Origin of the sequence: Pseudomonas sp. NyZ480 (assembly GCF_029537255.1) — a bacterium.
Classification (GTDB): Bacteria; Pseudomonadota; Gammaproteobacteria; order Pseudomonadales; family Pseudomonadaceae; genus Aquipseudomonas; species Aquipseudomonas taiwanensis.
In genome coordinates this window covers 4,625,967-4,642,076 of the sequence record NZ_CP120626.1, presented here as the reverse complement: position 1 = coordinate 4,642,076, position 16,110 = coordinate 4,625,967, and the positions used below count along the sequence as shown (strand labels likewise).

Here is a 16,110-nt window from a genome sequence, read left to right as displayed (position 1 = left end):
GGCGGCGGTAATGCCTTGTGTATTGCCCTTTTCCGTACAAAAAATGAGCAGTCATGCGTGGTTCCCATTGCGAGGTGCTCTCATGAACCTGCATCAGCTCAATTCCGAGGCCAGGGCCGGCCATGTCGATGAAGTCAACCTGATCGCCATCGAAGGTGGCGATTACCTGCTCGAGGCTCGGGTCAAGGGGCATGCCCATCCTTTGTCCGACACGCGGGGAGAACGCTTGCGGGTGCATTCGGTGGAGGATGCGCGCAAGTTGCTGCAAACCATTCCGATGGTCTCCATGAACCTGGTGCACTGGTCCGTCCAGGATGAAATGGTCGGCATGGGCACCCATCCTGAAGAAGACCTCAAGGTTCCGATTTCCCAGCGTTCGGCCTGGTAGCTGCTCGCAGCGTCCCAGTGTGCTAGGCTGCTCGCCCTTTTCATCAAGGGCGCGGCCTCACTGCGCCCTGCAGTGGAGCACGACAATGTCCGAACTCAACCTGACCACCGACGAATCTCGCGTCAGCTACGGCATCGGCCGTCAGCTGGGCGGCCAGCTGCGTGACAACCCGCCACCCGGCGTCAGCCTGGAAGCGATCCTGGCCGGCCTGACCGACGCCTTCAACGGTGCTGAAAGCCGCGTCAGCGAAGCCGACCTGTCGGCCAGCTTCAAAGTCATCCGCGAAGTGATGCAAGCCGAAGCGGCCGCCAAGGCTGAAGCCGCCGCTGCCGAAGGCAAGGCATTCCTGGCCGAGAACGCCAAGCGTGAAGGCATCACCACCCTGGCTTCGGGCCTGCAGTTCGAAGTGTTGACCGCAGGTGAAGGCGCCAAGCCGACCCGCGAAGACAACGTGCGCACCCACTACCACGGCACCTTGATCGACGGCACCGTGTTCGACAGCTCGTACGAGCGTGGTCAGCCGGCTGAATTCCCGGTGGGCGGTGTGATCGCGGGTTGGACCGAAGCCCTGCAGCTGATGAACGCTGGCAGCAAATGGCGTCTGTACGTGCCGAGCGAACTGGCTTACGGCGCTCAAGGCGTGGGCAGCATCCCGCCGCACAGCGTACTGGTGTTCGACGTCGAGCTGCTCGACGTTCTGTAAGACCTGCTGATGCCATTCGCGGGTAAACCCGCTCCTACAGGGCCTGTGGGAGCGGGTTTACCCGCGAATACTCAAAGACCTGCGAGCTTCACATCCAGTCTGTCCCACCGGGGCGCAACGCCCGCGCATAGCAGAACAGAAACACATTTCGCACCAGCTCCTTGAGCACCATCGGCTCACTCGAATTCAACCCGCTCATGTCCAGGTCGCCCTGGTCACGCAGTTCATCGAGCGCTTCTGCTTCAAGCAACGCGCACACTTCGCCGGTTTCGCGATGAAGTATGCGCAGGTAGGGGTGAGGGCGGTCCAGCCAGGCGTCGATCAGATAAGTCATGGCTATTCTCCTTGGATAGCGGTTCCAATGAGAATAATTCTTATTATCTAAATAGCAAGCGCCAATTGCCGGACAGGCGCGTCATCAGACCTTACGCACGAACTCGGACTTCAGCTTCATCGCGCCGATGCCGTCGATCTTGCAGTCGATATCGTGGTCGCCGTCGCACAGGCGGATGTTCTTGACCTTGGTGCCAACCTTGACGACCAGGGAGGAGCCTTTGACCTTGAGGTCCTTGATCACGGTAACGGTGTCGCCGTCCTGCAGGACATTACCGACAGAATCCTTTTTCACCACGTCATCGCTGGCGGCCTCGGCTTCGCCGCTGGCCGACCACTCGTGGGCGCACTCAGGGCAGATCAGCTGGGTGCCATCCTCGTAGGTGTATTCGGAGTTGCATTTGGGGCAGGGTGGCAGAGTGCTCACTTCGGTTCCTTAAACAGACGGACGGTTAAAGGCCCATATTGTATAAGGTTTTGTGCGGCAAGTGTTTCTGTCCGTACAAATGCCTTCGCGGGTAACCCCGCTCCCGATACAGCATCGGAGCCGGGTTACCCGCGAAGGAGGGCGAAGCGGTGTTCAGTGCGTGCGTGCGACGGCGAATTCGCTCAGCTCGACCAGGGCATCCCGGTATTGGCTGGCAGGCAGCACTTCCAGGCAGGCAATGGCACGCTTGACGTAGTCACGGGCCAGCTCGGCAGTGTACTTGAGGGCGCCCGATGCACTGACCGCTTCACGGATCTGCTCCAGATCATCGAGGCCACCCTTCTGGATCGCCTTGCGCACCAGGGCCGCCTGCTCGGGCGTACCTTCGCGCATGGTGTAGATCAGCGGCAGGGTCGGCTTGCCTTCGGCCAGGTCGTCGCCGACGTTCTTGCCCAGGGCTTGCGCATCGCCTTCGTAGTCGAGCAGGTCGTCGACCAGTTGGAAAGCTACGCCCAGGTGGTCGCCGAAGGTGCGCAGTGCTTCGCGCTGCTCCTCGGTGGCGCCCGCCAGCGCCGCTGCGCTGTGGGTCGAGGCTTCGAACAGCATCGCGGTCTTGCCGCGGATGACGTCCATGTAGATTTCCTCGGTGGTGCTGGCATCACGGACGCGCGACAGCTGCAGCACCTCACCCTCGGCGATGACGCGGGTGGCCTGGGACAGGATCTTCATGACCGGCATCGAGCCCAGCTCGACCATCATTTCGAACGAGCGCGAATAAAGGAAGTCGCCCACCAGCACGCTCGGTGCGTTGCCCCACAGGGCGTTGGCGGTGGAGCGGCCACGGCGCATGCCGGACATGTCGACCACATCGTCATGCAGCAAGGTGGCGGTGTGCAGGAACTCGATGGTGGCGGCCAGCAGGCGCAGGTCGTTGCCTTCACGGCCCAGCGCCTTGCCGCACAGCAGCACCAGCAGGGGGCGCAGGCGCTTGCCGCCAGCGGACGTGATATAGTCGCCGATCTTCGATACCAGCGGCACGCGCGAGGTCAGCTGCTTCTTGATGATCTCGTCGACGGCGCTGAAATCGTCAGCCACCGCGCGGTAGAAGGATTGGGGTTGCATCGGCTGCTCCATTGAGGTTGCGCGGCATGCTAGGTCGCGGGTCCCGGTGTGTCAAGGCGCGGTACCTGCGGGCCTGGGGCGGCACTTGCAAGCAAAACCTGGGTTGCGTACAATCGCGCACCCTAACTTCCTGGGCAGCACCTGCCTTACGCAATTGCACAGGGCCGTTCCAGCCCCATGCAGCCATGCCAGCCAATACTCATCATATAAAGCGCTGGGTGAGCAGGATTATCGGAGAAATACCCATGTCTTACGCAGTAATCGTTACCGGCGGCAAGCAGTACAAAGTCGCTGAAGGTGAATTCCTCAAGATCGAAAAACTGGAAGTCGCTACTGGCGAATCCGTGACCTTCGATCGCGTTCTGCTGGTTGCCAATGGCGACGACGTCACCATCGGCGCTCCAGTCGTCGCTGGTGCTAAAGTTGTAGCCGAAGTCGTTTCGCAAGGCCGTCACGACAAGGTCCGCATCATCAAGTTCCGTCGTCGTAAGCACCACATGAAGCGTATGGGCCACCGCCAGTGGTTCACCGAAATCAAAATCACCGGTATCCAGGCTTAATCCCCTCGATCCCCTGAATTTATTGGAGAATTGAACCATGGCACACAAAAAGGCTGGTGGTAGTACTCGTAACGGTCGCGACTCAGAATCGAAACGCCTTGGCGTGAAGATGTATGGCGGCCAGGTCATCAAGGCCGGCAACATCATCGTCCGCCAGCGCGGCACCCAGTTCCACGCCGGCTACGGCGTTGGCATGGGCAAGGATCACACTCTGTTCGCCAAGATCGAAGGCGTGATCAAGTTCGAGAAGAAAGGCGAGTTCAACCGCCGTTACGTGAGCATCGTCGCAGCCTAATCTCGACGTCGCTCCAGAAGCCCCGTCATGCGACGGGGCTTTTTCGTTTGTGGTGAGCCTCTTGCAAAGCTGTTTGTATGGGCTGCCGGCGTTGGTTTCTACGGTCGTACGGGGCCGCCGCGCTCATTTTTGCAAGAGCCTCAGGTTTTTTAGTATTCAGCTCGTCGTCCGACGAGAGGCGGTTTTGAATGAAGTTTGTTGACGAAGTATCCATTCGGGTCAAGGCCGGTGACGGCGGTAACGGTTGCATGAGCTTCCGCCGCGAGAAATTCATCGAGAACGGCGGCCCCAACGGCGGCGACGGTGGCGATGGCGGTTCGGTCTACATGGTGGCTGACGAAAACCTCAACACCCTGGTCGACTACCGTTATACCCGTCACCACGAAGCCCAGCGCGGCTCCAACGGTGGCAGCACCGACTGCACCGGCAAGAAGGGCGATGACCTGATCCTGCGGGTGCCGGTCGGCACCACCGTGATCGACGCCTCGACCCAGGAAGTGATCGGTGACCTGATCGCTCCGGGCCAGAAGTTGATGGTCGCCCAGGGCGGCTGGCATGGCCTGGGCAACACCCGTTTCAAGTCCAGCACCAACCGTGCGCCACGCCAGACCACGCCGGGCAAGCCGGGCGAGCAACGTGACCTGAAGATGGAGCTCAAAGTGCTGGCCGACGTTGGCCTGCTCGGTTTGCCAAACGCTGGCAAGAGCACCTTCATTCGCTCGGTTTCGGCCGCCAAGCCGAAAGTCGCCGACTACCCGTTCACCACCCTGGTGCCGAACCTGGGCGTGGTCAGCGTCGACCGTTGGAAGAGCTTCGTCATCGCCGACATCCCCGGTCTGATCGAAGGTGCCTCCGACGGTGCTGGCCTGGGTATCCGCTTCCTCAAGCACCTGGCCCGTACCCGCGTGCTGCTGCACCTGGTCGACCTGGCACCGCTGGACAACAGCGACCCTGCCGATGCTGCCGAAGTCATCATCAACGAGCTGGCGCAATTCAGCCCGTCGCTGATCGAGCGCGAGCGTTGGCTAGTGCTGAACAAGTGCGACATGCTGATGGACGACGAGCGCGACGAGCGGGCCAAGGCCGTGATCGAGCGCCTGCAATGGGAGGGGCCGGTCTACATGATCTCGGCCATCGCCAAGCAGGGTACCGAGCAGCTCAGCCACGACCTGATGCGCTACCTCGAAGAGCGCGCCGATCGCCTGGCGAACGACCCGGCCTACGCCGAAGAGTTGGCCGACCTCGATCAGCGTATCGAAGACGAAGCCCGTGCTCAGCTGCAGGCCCTGGACGACGCCCGTACCCTGCGTCGCACCGGCGTCAAGAGCGTGCACGACATCGGCGACGATGACGATTGGGATGATGATTTCGAGGACGACGAAGACGGTCCGGAAATCATTTACGTGCGCGACTGACCGGTTGCAGTACACTAAACGCCGCTTTTTCAAGCGGCGTTTTGGTATCTACGGTATCTACAGATTCGACATAGGTTGGAAGAGAAGATGCGAAGCAAGGTGACAGGCGCCAAGCGCTGGGTCGTGAAGATCGGCAGTGCGCTGCTGACGGCCGATGGCAAGGGCCTCGACCGCGGCGCCATGGCTGTCTGGGTCGAGCAGATGGTGGCGCTGCGCGAAGCGGGCGTGGAGTTGGTATTGGTCTCCTCCGGGGCCGTGGCTGCCGGCATGAGCCAGCTTGGCTGGACCTCGCGACCGAGCGCGATGAACGAGCTGCAGGCCGCGGCCTCCATCGGCCAGATGCGCCTGGTACAAGCCTGGGAGTCGAGCTTCGGCGAGCACGGCAAGCACACCGCGCAGATTCTCCTGACCCATGACGACCTGTCCGACCGCAAGCGTTACCTGAACGCCCGTAGCACCTTGCGCACCCTGGTCGACCTGGGCGTGGTACCGGTGATCAACGAAAACGACACGGTGGTCACCGACGAGATCCGTTTTGGCGACAACGACACCCTGGCGGCGTTGGTGGCCAACCTGGTGGAGGCCGACTTGCTGGTGATCCTCACCGACCGCGACGGCATGTTCGACGCCGACCCCCGCAACAACCCCGAGGCGCAACTGATTTACGAGGCCCGCGCCGATGACCCGTCGCTCGATGCCGTGGCCGGGGGTACCGGTGGTGCCCTGGGCCGTGGGGGCATGCAGACCAAGCTGCGCGCCGCGCGCCTGGCGGCCCGTTCTGGCGCGCACACCATCATCATCGGTGGGCGCATCGAGCGCGTGCTCGACCGTCTGAAGGCCGGTGAACGCCTGGGCACGCTGCTGTCACCTGAGCGCGGCATGCTCGCCGCGCGCAAGCAGTGGCTGGCCGGCCACCTGCAGACGCGCGGCACGCTGGTACTCGACGCAGGCGCCGTGCAGGCGCTGCGCGAGGCCAACAAGAGCCTGCTGCCGGTGGGCGTGAAGACCGTGCAGGGCAGCTTCCGCCGTGGCGAGATGGTGGTCTGTGTCGGCCCGGATGGTGTTGAAGTCGCCCGTGGCTTGGCCAACTACAGTGCACTGGAGGCCCAGAAGATCATTGGCCAGCCGTCCGACGCCATCGAAGCCGTGCTTGGCTATATTGCCGAGCCCGAACTGGTGCACCGCGACAACCTGGTGCTGGTATGAGATTGCTCAAGCGGTTTGTAGCCGTGGCGGCGCTGGCGCTGCCCGTGCTCGCCGGCGCCGAGGAAATCGGCCAGGTGTCCACTGTGTTCAAGTTCCTTGGGCCGAACGATCGTATCGTGGTCGAGGCGTTCGACGATCCTAAGGTCGAGGGGGTGACCTGTTACCTCTCGCGTGCCAAGACAGGCGGTGTGAAGGGTGGTTTGGGGCTGGCCGAGGATCGGGCGGAAGCTTCGATTGCCTGCCGCCAGGTTGGGCCGATCAACTTCAAAGGGGAGTTGAAGGATGGCGAGGAGGTGTTCAAGGAGCGCACTTCGCTCGTGTTCAAGACCATGCAGGTGGTGCGCTTCCTGGACAAGAAGCGCAATACGCTGGTGTATCTGGTGTACAGCGACCGCATGATCGAAGGCAGCCCGCAGAATGCGGTGACGGCGATCCCGATCCTGCCTTGGGCGCATTGATGTAGTTGGGAGGCCTTTGGCCTCCATCGCGGGTAAACCCGCTCCTGCACGCACTCCACTGCCGTTGGGGCGTGTGCAAAACCCGCGTAGGGGCCGCAAAGCGGCCCCGTCACACCGAATCAGGCCAACTCTTCGGCCTGATCCTCACGCACGATCGCCTTTTCCACATCCAGACGGCTGATGAACTTCCAGTCCGCCTCGTCGATGTAGATGCCATTCGGCCCGCTGCCACCTTCCAGGTCGATCGCAACTCGCGCCGATACCTGCGGCTTCACGCTCGCCAGAATCGGCACGAAGCCCAGCTGCAGGCTGGTCTCCAGCAGCGCGGCCTGGTTGCGTTCGTCGATGTCCGCTGCCTCGTCGAGGTAGTAGGGCAGGCGAATGCGGCCGGCCAGGTCACGGTCCATCAGGTGCAGCAACAGGTACATGTTGGTCAGCGCCTTGATGGTCATGGTGGTGCCGTTGGAGGCGGCGCCGTCGATGTCGGCATGGATCACTGGCTGGCTGTTGACCTTGGTGATCTCGAAGGCCAGCTCGAACAGGTCTTTCAGGCCCAGCTGGTTGTGGTTGGCCGCCACCAACCGTGCCAGGTACTCCTTGGCCTCTTCGTTCTTGTGATCCTGCTCGGCGCTTTGGGTCAGGTCGAACACCGACAGAGTCTCGCCCTCCTCGTACTGGCCGGCGCTGTGGATGATCTGGTCGATGTGCTTGAGCGCTTCCTTGTTCGGCGCCAGCACCACGCGGAAGCTCTCCAGGTTGGAGACCTGGCGGCGGTTGATCTCGCGGTTGAACAAAGCCAGCTGGTGCTCGAGGCTGTCGTAGTCGCTGCGAATGTTGCGCAGGGTCCGGGCAATGTCGGTGACTGCGGCGCGGCGTGCCTTGGCCAGGGTCAGGGCTTCGTCGGTGCGGTGCGCGTAAGCGTTCACCAGCAGTTGCAGGCGGCGCTCCATGTCGTCTTCGCTGTCGAACTTGGCCACGCCCTTGAGGCGAACCTGGGCGTACAGCGCCTCGATCTGGTTGTCGACGCGCTGCAGGCTCTGCCAGCTGTCCTGGTAGTCGTTGAGCAACGGCAGCAGGTTGTCCATGGAGTCGTCGACCGCTTCCATGAACGGTGTGCCGTAGGGCAGGTCGGCGGGCAGCAGTTGGCGGCGGCGCAGGGCGTCTTCCAGGGTGCGCTGCTTGGCTTCGAGGTCGGCGATCTGGCGGCCGACCAGTTGCAGCTTGGCCGACAGCTGCTGGACGCGTTCGGTGAAGGCGTCGCTGGAGCGCTTGAGTTCGTCCTGGGCGGCTTCCAGTTGCGCCAACTGCTCCATCTTCTCGGGCTCTTCGGCGCTCAGCGTCTCGGTGCGGCGGAAGTCTTCCAGGGCTTTCTGGGCATCCAGCACCTGCTGGTACAGGGCTTCGGTCTGGGCTTTCGAAGCCGAGCGGTCGGCGGCGACGGCCTGCTGGGTCTTGAGCTGCTTGAGCTCACGCTCCAGTCGGTCCTTCTGGTCGCGCAGGGCGGCGCGGTCGGCCAGGGCCTGTAGGGCTGGCGGTTCGATGTGGGAGAGGTCGATGGACAGGCCAGGGGCCTCGAAACGCTCGCCCTTGAAGCCATCGAGCACGGCTTCGAGGGACTTCACCCACAGGTCGCTGTCGTCCAGCTCGATGCCGCGCTCGCCCAGCGGCAGGCTGAACAGCGCGCCGTTGAACAGGCGCATCAGGCGGTCGACATCCTGCTGCGAGAACTCCTCGCGCAGGCGGGCGTAGCTGTTGTTGTCGGCGTGCTCGAGCTGCTGCTTGACCTGCTTCAGGCGTTTTTCCAGGTCACGCACCCGCTCGTCGAGGTCTTCGGCGGAGAACTGGCGCGACTGGGCCAGGGCACCGGCCAGCTCGTCGTGGGCGTCCTTGGCCGCCAGCAGCTGCTGTTCCAGGACCTTGACGTCATCGACCAGGGCAAAGCGGTGCTTGAGCACCGACAGCTCACCGAGCCAACGCTGGATACCGGTGATCTCGCGCTCCAGGCGCATCAATTCCTGGGTGCCGCTGCGCTGGTCGTTCTGCAGGCTGTCCTGCTCGCTGCGGTAGTGCTCGGCCTGGATGACCAGCTCTTCCTTGCGCGCCATGGCGTAGTCCTGCCAGGTGCCCAGCAGGTTGTCGAGCAGGGGCGAGAGGCGGTGCAGCTTGCCGCGCAGGATGTCGCGCTGGGCCACGCCGCCGGCCAGGGCTTCGACCAGTGGGCCGGCCGCGACCAGCGCGTTGTAGTCCTGCTCCATACGGCGCACATCGCGGAACGCCTCTTCGCAAGCGGCGATGTAGTCGACGCTGCCTGAGCGCAGGCTGTGCTCGAAGGCATCGAGGAACAGCTGCTTGAGCTTGGCGGCAGTGATTTCACGCATGTGCAGCAGGTTGATGAACAGTGCGCGGAAGGTTTTCAGGCTCTGCTCGCTGGTCGAGCGCAGCGGAATCAGGGTCAGGTCCAGCGGTACCGAGGTGTGGCCACCGACCAGCAGCCGGCGCAGTTCGTCCGGCTTGAGCTCGTAGGCCTTCAGGCCCAGACGCTCGAGGTTGGTGAACAGCTCTTTCTGGCGCAGGCAGGTGTCGTTCTTCTGGTAATGGGCCAGGTCCAGCTCGCCCTTGTAGGCGAAGAACTGGTGGCCGAAGCCGCCGCCCGGGCCCCGGCCGACCACGCCGATCACGTGGGGGCCATGGGGCAGGTTCAGTTCGCAGAGGATGTACGAGGTGTCGCTGGCGAAGTAGAAGCGACGCGACTGTTCGAGGCTGTACTTGCCGAAGCTCATGTCCGACATGCGCGCCAGGATCGGGAACTGCAGCGCGTTGATCGACGCTGATTTACCCAGGTTGTTGGCACCGTAGACCGACAGCGGGTGTTCCAGCGGGAACAGGCCGAGGCTGTAGCCGGCGGTGTTGAGCAGTGCGAAGCGGCGGATGCCGTAGCGTTCCTGGCTCATGCTTCATTCTCCTGTTGCTCTTCGCGGATGGCCCGGGCAAGGGCCTGTTCCTCGCTTTCCTCGTCGTCGAACGGCGCCAGATCCAGCGGGTCGTCGGTGCGGTTGAGTGCTTCGGTGCTCTCTTCCTCGACCAGCACCGGCGTCGGCAGTGGCAAGTCGCTGTGCAGACTGGCCGCCAGGTCGCGGTCCTGCTGGACCGACAGGCACACGTCGAGGAAACGGTGCATGGGCGGCAGGAAGCGGTAGATACCGCCTTCCTCGTGGGCGAAGCCAAGCTGGGTCATGCGGCGCATGATCTTTTCTTCCAGCTCGTCGACGGTCTGCACTTCGGCCTGCAGGAACAGGTCGCGGTACTTGTCCAGCAGCGAGGGCAGTTCGTCACGACCGATGCTGCCACCGTCGAGCACGGCCATCGGGTCGCGGCCCTGGTCAGCCAGGTGCTCGACCAGGATGAAGGTGAACAGCGACAAGCGCTGGGCAGTCTTGTTGACCTGCGCGGCGGCCTGCTCGGGGACGAAGTAGTAGAAACCACGGGTGTCGCACACCAGCTCGAAGCCCAGGGCCTTGAACAGGGTGCGGTACTGGTCCTGGAAGTTCGACAGCTGGCCGTACATTTCAGGGTCGCGGCGGCTGACGTGGAAGCCCTTGAACAGCTCGCGGAAGATCGGCGCGAGCTGGGACAGTTCGGAAAGATCAAGATGCATTGGCTGGGCTCGCGTTGGTTTCAGGCGATGGTTCGCGGCTGGATGTCAGGGCGAACGAGCGCAGGCTGACCAGGTGTTCTTGGGTGGTGTACTCGCGCCGTTCCAGGCGCTCACGCTTGAAGCGTTTTTCCCGCGACAGGCGCGAGAACCAGTACAGCAATTCGTCGGTGGCGCCTTCGGGCTCCTGCTCCAACAACCAGACCATCAGGTCGGGCAGCGGCAGGGCGTCTTCGCAGCGTTCGAGCATTTCCTTGACCGTGCGTGGCGCGCGCGGCAGCGGGCCTTTCTGGGTCTTGTGCGCCTTGGGGAAGCGCGCCGGCTTGGGCTCGAAACGGGCCAGGGCGTAGACATACGCTTCGACCTGGCTGGCGCTGCCCAGGAAAGTGCTCTGCGGCCGGGTGAACAGTGGCATGGCGGCGTGGGGCACGGCGTCGATGCCCTTGCGGCGGATCACCGACAGCGCCAGGGCCGCGCCACGGGTCACGGCGTTGTGCCGACGTGCTTCTTCGCGCAGCGGCAGCAGCAATTCGCGGGCATGACGCAGCGTCAGCTGGGCGCTGGTCTGCATTTCCAGAATGCGCGCATGGGTGCGCAGCAGCATGTCGTCGTCGACCAGGTGACCGAGGCGGGCTTGCTCGCCGAGCAGTTTCAGCAGCACGGTCTCGACCTTGCGCACGCCCTGTTCGAAGGCACCGTCGGCGTTGACCAACTGGATCATCGGCTCGACGTACTCGTCCCAGGTCGCCAGGACCTCGGCATAGCGCTGGCGCAGCGGGATCTGGCGGTTGCTGGTCTTGGCCCGCTCGGCCACGGCCACCAGGGCCTGTTCGTCGTTGTCGAGCTTCTTGAGGACGTCACGCACGCGCATGTCGAGCAGGCGCAACTGGCGCGCCAGGTCATCGCTGTCGCGGTTGTCGAAAGCGTCCTGGATATGTCCGGCCAGGCGTTCGAGGTGGCGCAGGTAAGCCTCGATCTCCAGGCACAGGCCCAGGCGGTGCTCGCGGCGCAGGTAGGCGAGGAAGTCGTGGATCTGGGCGTTGAGCTCGAAGCGGTTCGGGCTCTTGGCCACCGGGACCAGGATATCCAGGCGGATCCACACGTCGAGCAGCTGGGTGATGTCCTGCGGGGTGCTCTCGACCTGCTGGCGGGCCAGCTGTTGGCGCAGTTCGACCAGGCTCAGGGTGCCCTGGTCGAAACGCTCGCACAGCGGCTCGATCAAGGCCCAGTGTTCGGCTAGGGCGCGCAGGACGCGCTTGGGTTCGATCATTGGCGTCGACTCGTTGCCAAATAAAAGGGGGCGATTGTACTGCATCCTTGGGGGAGGATTTCACCCCTTGGTCTGTAATGAGGGATAACCCTGGCTTTTCTGGGGGTTTCACTGGCCAGTTCGCCGGCACGCCGGCGCCTGCAGGTGTTGCGGCCTAGTCGAAATGCAGGGGAAACCTGTGGCCGCGGGTTTACCTGCGATGGCCCTGGTCAGGCGACAAAAATCCGCTGACCAGTTGCAGCGCATGCCTGCCAACAACGTTAGAATGGCCCACTGTTTCGACCCGGATACCCGTGCCTTGCTGACCGAACCCCGCCGCCGCGCCTACCTCTCCGCCATGCAAGTGGTGCACTGGCTGCCGCGTGCCGAACTGCCGTTCGCCGCACCGTCGCGCCCAGAGCTGTTATTGCCGCAGGTGCCGGTGGAGGCGCTCGAGTTCGAAGCCAGGCCATCCGCGCCTGTCGCCAGCGAGACGCCGGTTGCGCCCCAGGCCCGTTCCGTCGAGCGGCCGAAGATCGAAATTCCGCGGCCGGGCAGTGCGCCCAAACCTGTCGCCAAGGCGGTGGAGGCCGAAGAGGCCGCCCCGGCGCCACGTCCGGCTCCGGTGCCGCCGCCACGGTTCTCGCTGCAGTTGCTGCGCGCTGGCGGTTGCCTGCTGTTGATCGAGTTGGCCACCGGCCAACCGTTCCAGAGCCGCGATCCGTCCTACCTGCTGCTCAAGGACATGCTGCGTGCCGCCGGTCTGCCCGATGCGCCGCAGATCATCGGCGAGCCGGTACGCTGGCCGCTGCTGGTGCGCGGCAACATGGATCAGGGCCCGGATGCCGCTCGGGACTTCGTCCAGGGCTTCCTCCAGGCGCGCCTCGAAGAAGTGCCGGGCGCCTGCCTCTGGCTGGTCGGCATGCCGGCGCTGCGCTTTGCCGCCAATGCCGACGCCGATGCGTATTACCAAGTACTGAAGGTCGAAGGCCTGGGCGATGCCTGGGCGTTGCCGGGCCTTGAACTGTTGATGGACGAGCCGCAACGCAAGGCGGACGTCTGGAAAGCGATGCGCCAGCTGATGGCGCGCTGGAAGAGCGTTGAATGAGTGACTCGATCAGCTTCCGCCTGATGACCGAGGCGGATCTGGATGCCGTGCTTAAAATCGAATATGCAGCGTTCAGTCATCCCTGGACCCGTGGGATCTTTCAGGATGCGCTCAAGTCGTACGAAGTCTGGCTGATGTTCGATGGCCAGCAGCAGGTCGGCCATGGCGTGATCAATGTGATCATCGACGAAGCGCACCTGCTCAACATTACCGTCAAGCCGGAGAACCAGGGCCGTGGCCTGGGGCTGCGCCTGCTGGAGCACCTGATGGCACGTGCCTACCAGCTCAATGGCCGGGAGTGTTTCCTGGAGGTGCGGGCCAGCAACCAGTCGGCCTATCGCTTGTACGAGCGCTATGGCTTCAACGAGATTGGCCGCCGACGTGACTACTACCCGATCGCCGGTGGGCGCGAAGATGCCCTGGTGATGGCCTGTACCCTGCTCGAAGAGTGAGCCTGGGTCAGGCCTGAGCCGGCCTCGATCGTGGCGTGAAGCCTGGGGGCGCGGGCTTGCGCCGCGAAGAGGCCGGTATGTCGATCACAGCGCTGGAGGCAGCGCCTCGACGGGCTTGCGCAGGTCCCGAAGCGATCGGGTCACCGCCGCGCTGTTGCATTTCGCCGCTGCTTGTTCCGGCGTGTACTTGCGTACGGTGCGGAAGTACAGCTCGCACGTCTGTTTCTTCTGCGTGACTTGCCACTTGGTGGCACAGGCCTCGAGTGTCAGTTTCGGCTCTGCCGCCGGGTTGCGCCCCATCCCGGCCTGCCAGCAGGCCGCCGTCAGGTCCTGCCCCATCATTTTCAGCCCGGCCGTATCGGCTGCATCCTGATCGCCACCATGGCTGGCCTTGTCCGCCGCATACCAGATCGCACTGGGGTGGTTGGCCCCCAGCACCGGCACCGTCGTGCCCTTTTGCGGGCTGATGCCGACCAGGCCCAGTACGCCGACCTGCGGTCCGTACTGCTGCTGGATCCAGCTGCGCACCGGGGCGCCGAAGGCGACCATCGGCAGGGGTTTGGCGGGGTTTTGCAGGGTCATCTCGCGGACCATGCGGACCTGGTAGTCCTTGAAGTAGCTATAGGTGTCCTTCAATGACTCGCCAGCGCTGGCGGGGGCGGCGATGGGTGCGATGTCGATGATGGTCTGGTAGGCCGGGGTCTGGCTGGTAGCGACGCCGTTGAACGTCAGCAGTTCGGCCCAGCGGTCGGTGGTGTTCGAACGCAGGTAGTCCTGGGCCTGGGTCAGCGAATAGTCAGGCGGGAAGTGCAGCAGCTCGATGCTGCGACGGTTCTGCAGGGCCATGCCCAGCGGCAGGAACAGGTACCAGTCGTAGGACCATTTGCCGTCCTTGTTCAATTGTGTGGCGCCATCGTAGGCCAGCTCACCACTGTCGAGCAGCTGGCGCAGTGGCGCGACGTAGTTGGCGGGCACCTTGCTGATAGTGGCGTACAGCCTGTCGTTGTCGCGACTGACGTGCACCCCTGCATCGGCATAGCCGTCGCGGCGCACGCTCTGGGTCAGGTAGTGCTCGACGGTCTGTTCCAGCGACCAGTTGCGGTAGCACACCACGTTGCAGTTGTTGGGGTAGGCGAACAATCGGGTGACGCGCTGGCTATCGCCCAGGTCGATATGCGCGTCAGCCAGGGCCAGGCTGCTGAAGGCGACGACGGCGAGGCTCGATAAGGCAATCTTGTGCATGCTTAACTCCTTGTCATTGCCGCCCGATCCGGCGGCCGGTGCTAATACTGGGGCAGGGAGCGTGGCGATGAGAAGGGCAGGTTGGGTGTTGATGGCGGCGATGGCGGGCGGCGTGGCACAGGCCGATGAGCGGGACGTGTGGATGTTCGCGCAATGGGCGGGGGATCATCAGACCCGACCGTTTCGCGAGATGCTGGTCGATGCCCGATTGTACGGTGTGGTGCCGATCGCGCAGTTGCTGCGCTCGGCCTCGGACTGGCGGGTATGCCGGGCGTCGCCTTTCGCCGTGCCGCCAATCAGTCACTGGCCGGCGGTGCGCTCCACCTTGTCGCTGCTCAAGACCCTCGACCAGCAAGGCATCCTGCGTCAGTACGAGGTGGTCTCGGCCTACCGCGAGCCAGGCCTCAATGCCTGTGCAGGTGGCGCTGTGGGCAGTGCGCATACCCGTGCGTTCGCGGTCGACATCCTCTTGCCGCGCTGGGCTGATCCCCAGCCGCTATGCCGCTTCTGGCAACAGCATGGCCAGGCTTGGAACATGGGCCTGGGGCGCTATCCGACGGGGCGTATCCACATCGACACCGCAGGCTATCGCACCTGGGGTGGGGATGGTGGTGCCGGTTCGTCGTTCTGCATCAAGCCCAGTTGAGTCAGGCCGCGTTGGCACTCATCGGCCACCCATTGGGCGAAGCGCTGGCGTTTACCGCCAGCGTTGAGCGGATGGGGGCTGAGCAGGTGATAGGCAGAGCCGTCGCGCAGAAAGCCGAAGGGGGCTTTCAGCTGCCCGCTTTCCAGTTCGTCTTGCACCATCAGGGCTGAGGCGATGGCTAGGCCCAGGCCTGCGCTGGCGGCCTGGATCGACAGGTAGAAATGTTCGTAGTCACTGCGCTCGGTGTGCCCGAGCCGCTGGCCGCTCAGGCGCAGCCAGGTCGGCCAGGCGCTGGGGCGAGTGCCGCTGTGCAGCAGGCGCTGGTTGTCAGCAGTGGTGGGGTGGCCTACCGGGCCGATCCATTCCTCGCAGATTTTCAGGCTGTGCAGCGTGTGGTCCCAGTGGAAGTCGTCGCGGCGCAAGGCCAGGTCGATGCCCCCGCGAGTGAAGTCCGGCAGGCCGCCCGCTGCCACCAGGTGCAGTTGCAGGTCGGGGTGGGCGGCGTGGAAGCGGGGCAGGCGTGGGATCAGCCAGCGCATGGCAATGGTGGGCTCGCAGGACAGCACCAGTACGTTGTTGCTTTCCTGCTGCCGCAGGCGCTGCACCGCGCCTTCGAGCTGCTCGAAGATGGCTTGGGTGGTGCCGTGCAGCGCGCGGCCTGCAGGTGTGAGGAAGATGGCCCGGTTGCGCCGTTCGAACAGCTCGATGCCCAGGCTTTCCTCCAGCAGGCGTACTTGGCGGCTGACGGCGCCATGGGTGACATGCAGGCGTTCGGCGGCGCGCACGAAGTTTTCGGTTTCGGCGGCGATGTCGAAGTAACGCAATGCATTGAGTGGGGGCAGTTTCATCGAAGG

General features: G+C 63.8%; 18 protein-coding genes. 10 read left to right on the top strand and 8 right to left on the bottom strand.

Features of this window, described 5'->3' with window-relative positions:
• Nucleotides 1-82: 82 nt before the first annotated feature.
• Both P3R38_RS21290 and P3R38_RS21285 read left to right on the top strand, forming a co-directional pair.
• Nucleotides 83-388: a DUF6482 family protein gene (locus P3R38_RS21290; RefSeq protein ID WP_023382400.1), complete on the top strand. Its 306-nt coding sequence runs from the start codon at nucleotides 83-85 to the stop codon at nucleotides 386-388.
• Between the two features lie 85 nt (nucleotides 389-473).
• Nucleotides 474-1,091, top strand: a complete 618-nt coding sequence (locus P3R38_RS21285) for an FKBP-type peptidyl-prolyl cis-trans isomerase (protein WP_023382399.1) — start codon at nucleotides 474-476, stop codon at nucleotides 1,089-1,091.
• Between the two features lie 88 nt (nucleotides 1,092-1,179).
• On the opposite strand, the gene P3R38_RS21280 is transcribed toward P3R38_RS21285, so the two are convergent.
• The 3 genes from P3R38_RS21280 to P3R38_RS21270 form a co-directional block, all read right to left on the bottom strand.
• Nucleotides 1,180-1,425, bottom strand: coding sequence for a hypothetical protein (locus P3R38_RS21280; protein ID WP_027907643.1), 246 nt, complete (start codon nucleotides 1,423-1,425; stop codon nucleotides 1,180-1,182).
• A gap of 84 nt (nucleotides 1,426-1,509) precedes the next feature.
• Nucleotides 1,510-1,851, bottom strand: a complete 342-nt coding sequence (locus P3R38_RS21275) for a zinc ribbon domain-containing protein YjdM (protein ID WP_023382397.1) — start codon at nucleotides 1,849-1,851, stop codon at nucleotides 1,510-1,512.
• Nucleotides 1,852-2,004: 153 nt separating this feature from the next.
• Nucleotides 2,005-2,973 carry a polyprenyl synthetase family protein gene (locus P3R38_RS21270; protein ID WP_023382396.1) on the bottom strand — a complete coding sequence of 323 codons (969 nt, stop codon included), beginning with the start codon at nucleotides 2,971-2,973 and terminating at the stop codon, nucleotides 2,005-2,007.
• 245 nt (nucleotides 2,974-3,218) lie between these two features.
• On the opposite strand from P3R38_RS21270, the gene rplU reads away from it, so the two are divergent.
• From rplU to P3R38_RS21245, 5 genes are all read left to right on the top strand, one after another.
• Nucleotides 3,219-3,533, top strand: coding sequence for a 50S ribosomal protein L21 (rplU, locus tag P3R38_RS21265; protein ID WP_011532169.1), 315 nt, complete (start codon nucleotides 3,219-3,221; stop codon nucleotides 3,531-3,533).
• Nucleotides 3,534-3,570: 37 nt separating this feature from the next.
• Entirely contained in the window at nucleotides 3,571-3,828 is a 258-nt protein-coding gene (gene rpmA / locus P3R38_RS21260; RefSeq protein ID WP_023382395.1) for a 50S ribosomal protein L27, read from the top strand.
• 188 nt (nucleotides 3,829-4,016) lie between these two features.
• The gene (gene cgtA / locus P3R38_RS21255) at nucleotides 4,017-5,243 is read left to right on the top strand and encodes an Obg family GTPase CgtA (protein ID WP_023382394.1); all 1,227 of its coding nucleotides are present in this window, start codon (nucleotides 4,017-4,019) and stop codon (nucleotides 5,241-5,243) included.
• An 87-nt stretch (nucleotides 5,244-5,330) separates the two neighbouring features.
• On the top strand, nucleotides 5,331-6,449 hold the full coding sequence (gene proB, locus P3R38_RS21250) for a glutamate 5-kinase (protein ID WP_023382393.1): 1,119 nt from the start codon (nucleotides 5,331-5,333) through the stop codon (nucleotides 6,447-6,449).
• Nucleotides 6,446-6,907, top strand: a complete 462-nt coding sequence (locus P3R38_RS21245; protein ID WP_023382392.1) for a CreA family protein — start codon at nucleotides 6,446-6,448, stop codon at nucleotides 6,905-6,907. Before proB ends, P3R38_RS21245 begins: the two co-directional genes overlap by 4 nt.
• A 119-nt stretch (nucleotides 6,908-7,026) precedes the next feature.
• Here the strand turns inward: P3R38_RS21245 and mksF are convergent, their stop codons facing one another.
• The 3 genes from mksF to mksB are packed head-to-tail and all read right to left on the bottom strand — an operon-like array spanning nucleotide 7,027 to nucleotide 11,829.
• Entirely contained in the window at nucleotides 7,027-9,858 is a 2,832-nt protein-coding gene (mksF, locus tag P3R38_RS21240; RefSeq protein WP_277686580.1) for an Mks condensin complex protein MksF, read from the bottom strand.
• On the bottom strand, nucleotides 9,855-10,562 hold the full coding sequence (mksE, locus tag P3R38_RS21235; protein ID WP_202675635.1) for an Mks condensin complex protein MksE: 708 nt from the start codon (nucleotides 10,560-10,562) through the stop codon (nucleotides 9,855-9,857). Before mksE ends, mksF begins: the two co-directional genes overlap by 4 nt.
• Nucleotides 10,552-11,829, bottom strand: a complete 1,278-nt coding sequence (mksB, locus tag P3R38_RS21230; protein ID WP_023382389.1) for an Mks condensin complex protein MksB — start codon at nucleotides 11,827-11,829, stop codon at nucleotides 10,552-10,554. The genes mksE and mksB overlap by 11 nt, the downstream gene beginning before the upstream one ends.
• A 298-nt stretch (nucleotides 11,830-12,127) precedes the next feature.
• Here mksB and P3R38_RS21225 point away from each other — a divergent pair, with 298 nt between their 5' ends.
• Both P3R38_RS21225 and rimI read left to right on the top strand, forming a co-directional pair.
• Nucleotides 12,128-12,916 carry a hypothetical protein gene (locus tag P3R38_RS21225; RefSeq protein WP_023382388.1) on the top strand — a complete coding sequence of 263 codons (789 nt, stop codon included), beginning with the start codon at nucleotides 12,128-12,130 and terminating at the stop codon, nucleotides 12,914-12,916.
• The gene (rimI, locus tag P3R38_RS21220) at nucleotides 12,913-13,368 is read left to right on the top strand and encodes a ribosomal protein S18-alanine N-acetyltransferase (RefSeq protein ID WP_023382387.1); all 456 of its coding nucleotides are present in this window, start codon (nucleotides 12,913-12,915) and stop codon (nucleotides 13,366-13,368) included. The genes P3R38_RS21225 and rimI overlap by 4 nt, the downstream gene beginning before the upstream one ends.
• Before the next feature lie 84 nt (nucleotides 13,369-13,452).
• Here the strand turns inward: rimI and P3R38_RS21215 are convergent, their stop codons facing one another.
• Nucleotides 13,453-14,610 carry a hypothetical protein gene (locus P3R38_RS21215; RefSeq protein WP_277686579.1) on the bottom strand — a complete coding sequence of 386 codons (1,158 nt, stop codon included), beginning with the start codon at nucleotides 14,608-14,610 and terminating at the stop codon, nucleotides 13,453-13,455.
• A 67-nt stretch (nucleotides 14,611-14,677) separates the two neighbouring features.
• Here P3R38_RS21215 and P3R38_RS21210 point away from each other — a divergent pair, with 67 nt between their 5' ends.
• Entirely contained in the window at nucleotides 14,678-15,256 is a 579-nt protein-coding gene (locus P3R38_RS21210) for a D-Ala-D-Ala carboxypeptidase family metallohydrolase (RefSeq protein ID WP_027907638.1), read from the top strand.
• Here the strand turns inward: P3R38_RS21210 and P3R38_RS21205 are convergent.
• Nucleotides 15,196-16,104 (bottom strand): LysR substrate-binding domain-containing protein, encoded by a 909-nt coding sequence (locus P3R38_RS21205; protein WP_023382384.1) that lies wholly within the window; start codon nucleotides 16,102-16,104, stop codon nucleotides 15,196-15,198. The genes P3R38_RS21210 and P3R38_RS21205 overlap by 61 nt on opposite strands.
• Nucleotides 16,105-16,110: the final 6 nt, after the last annotated feature.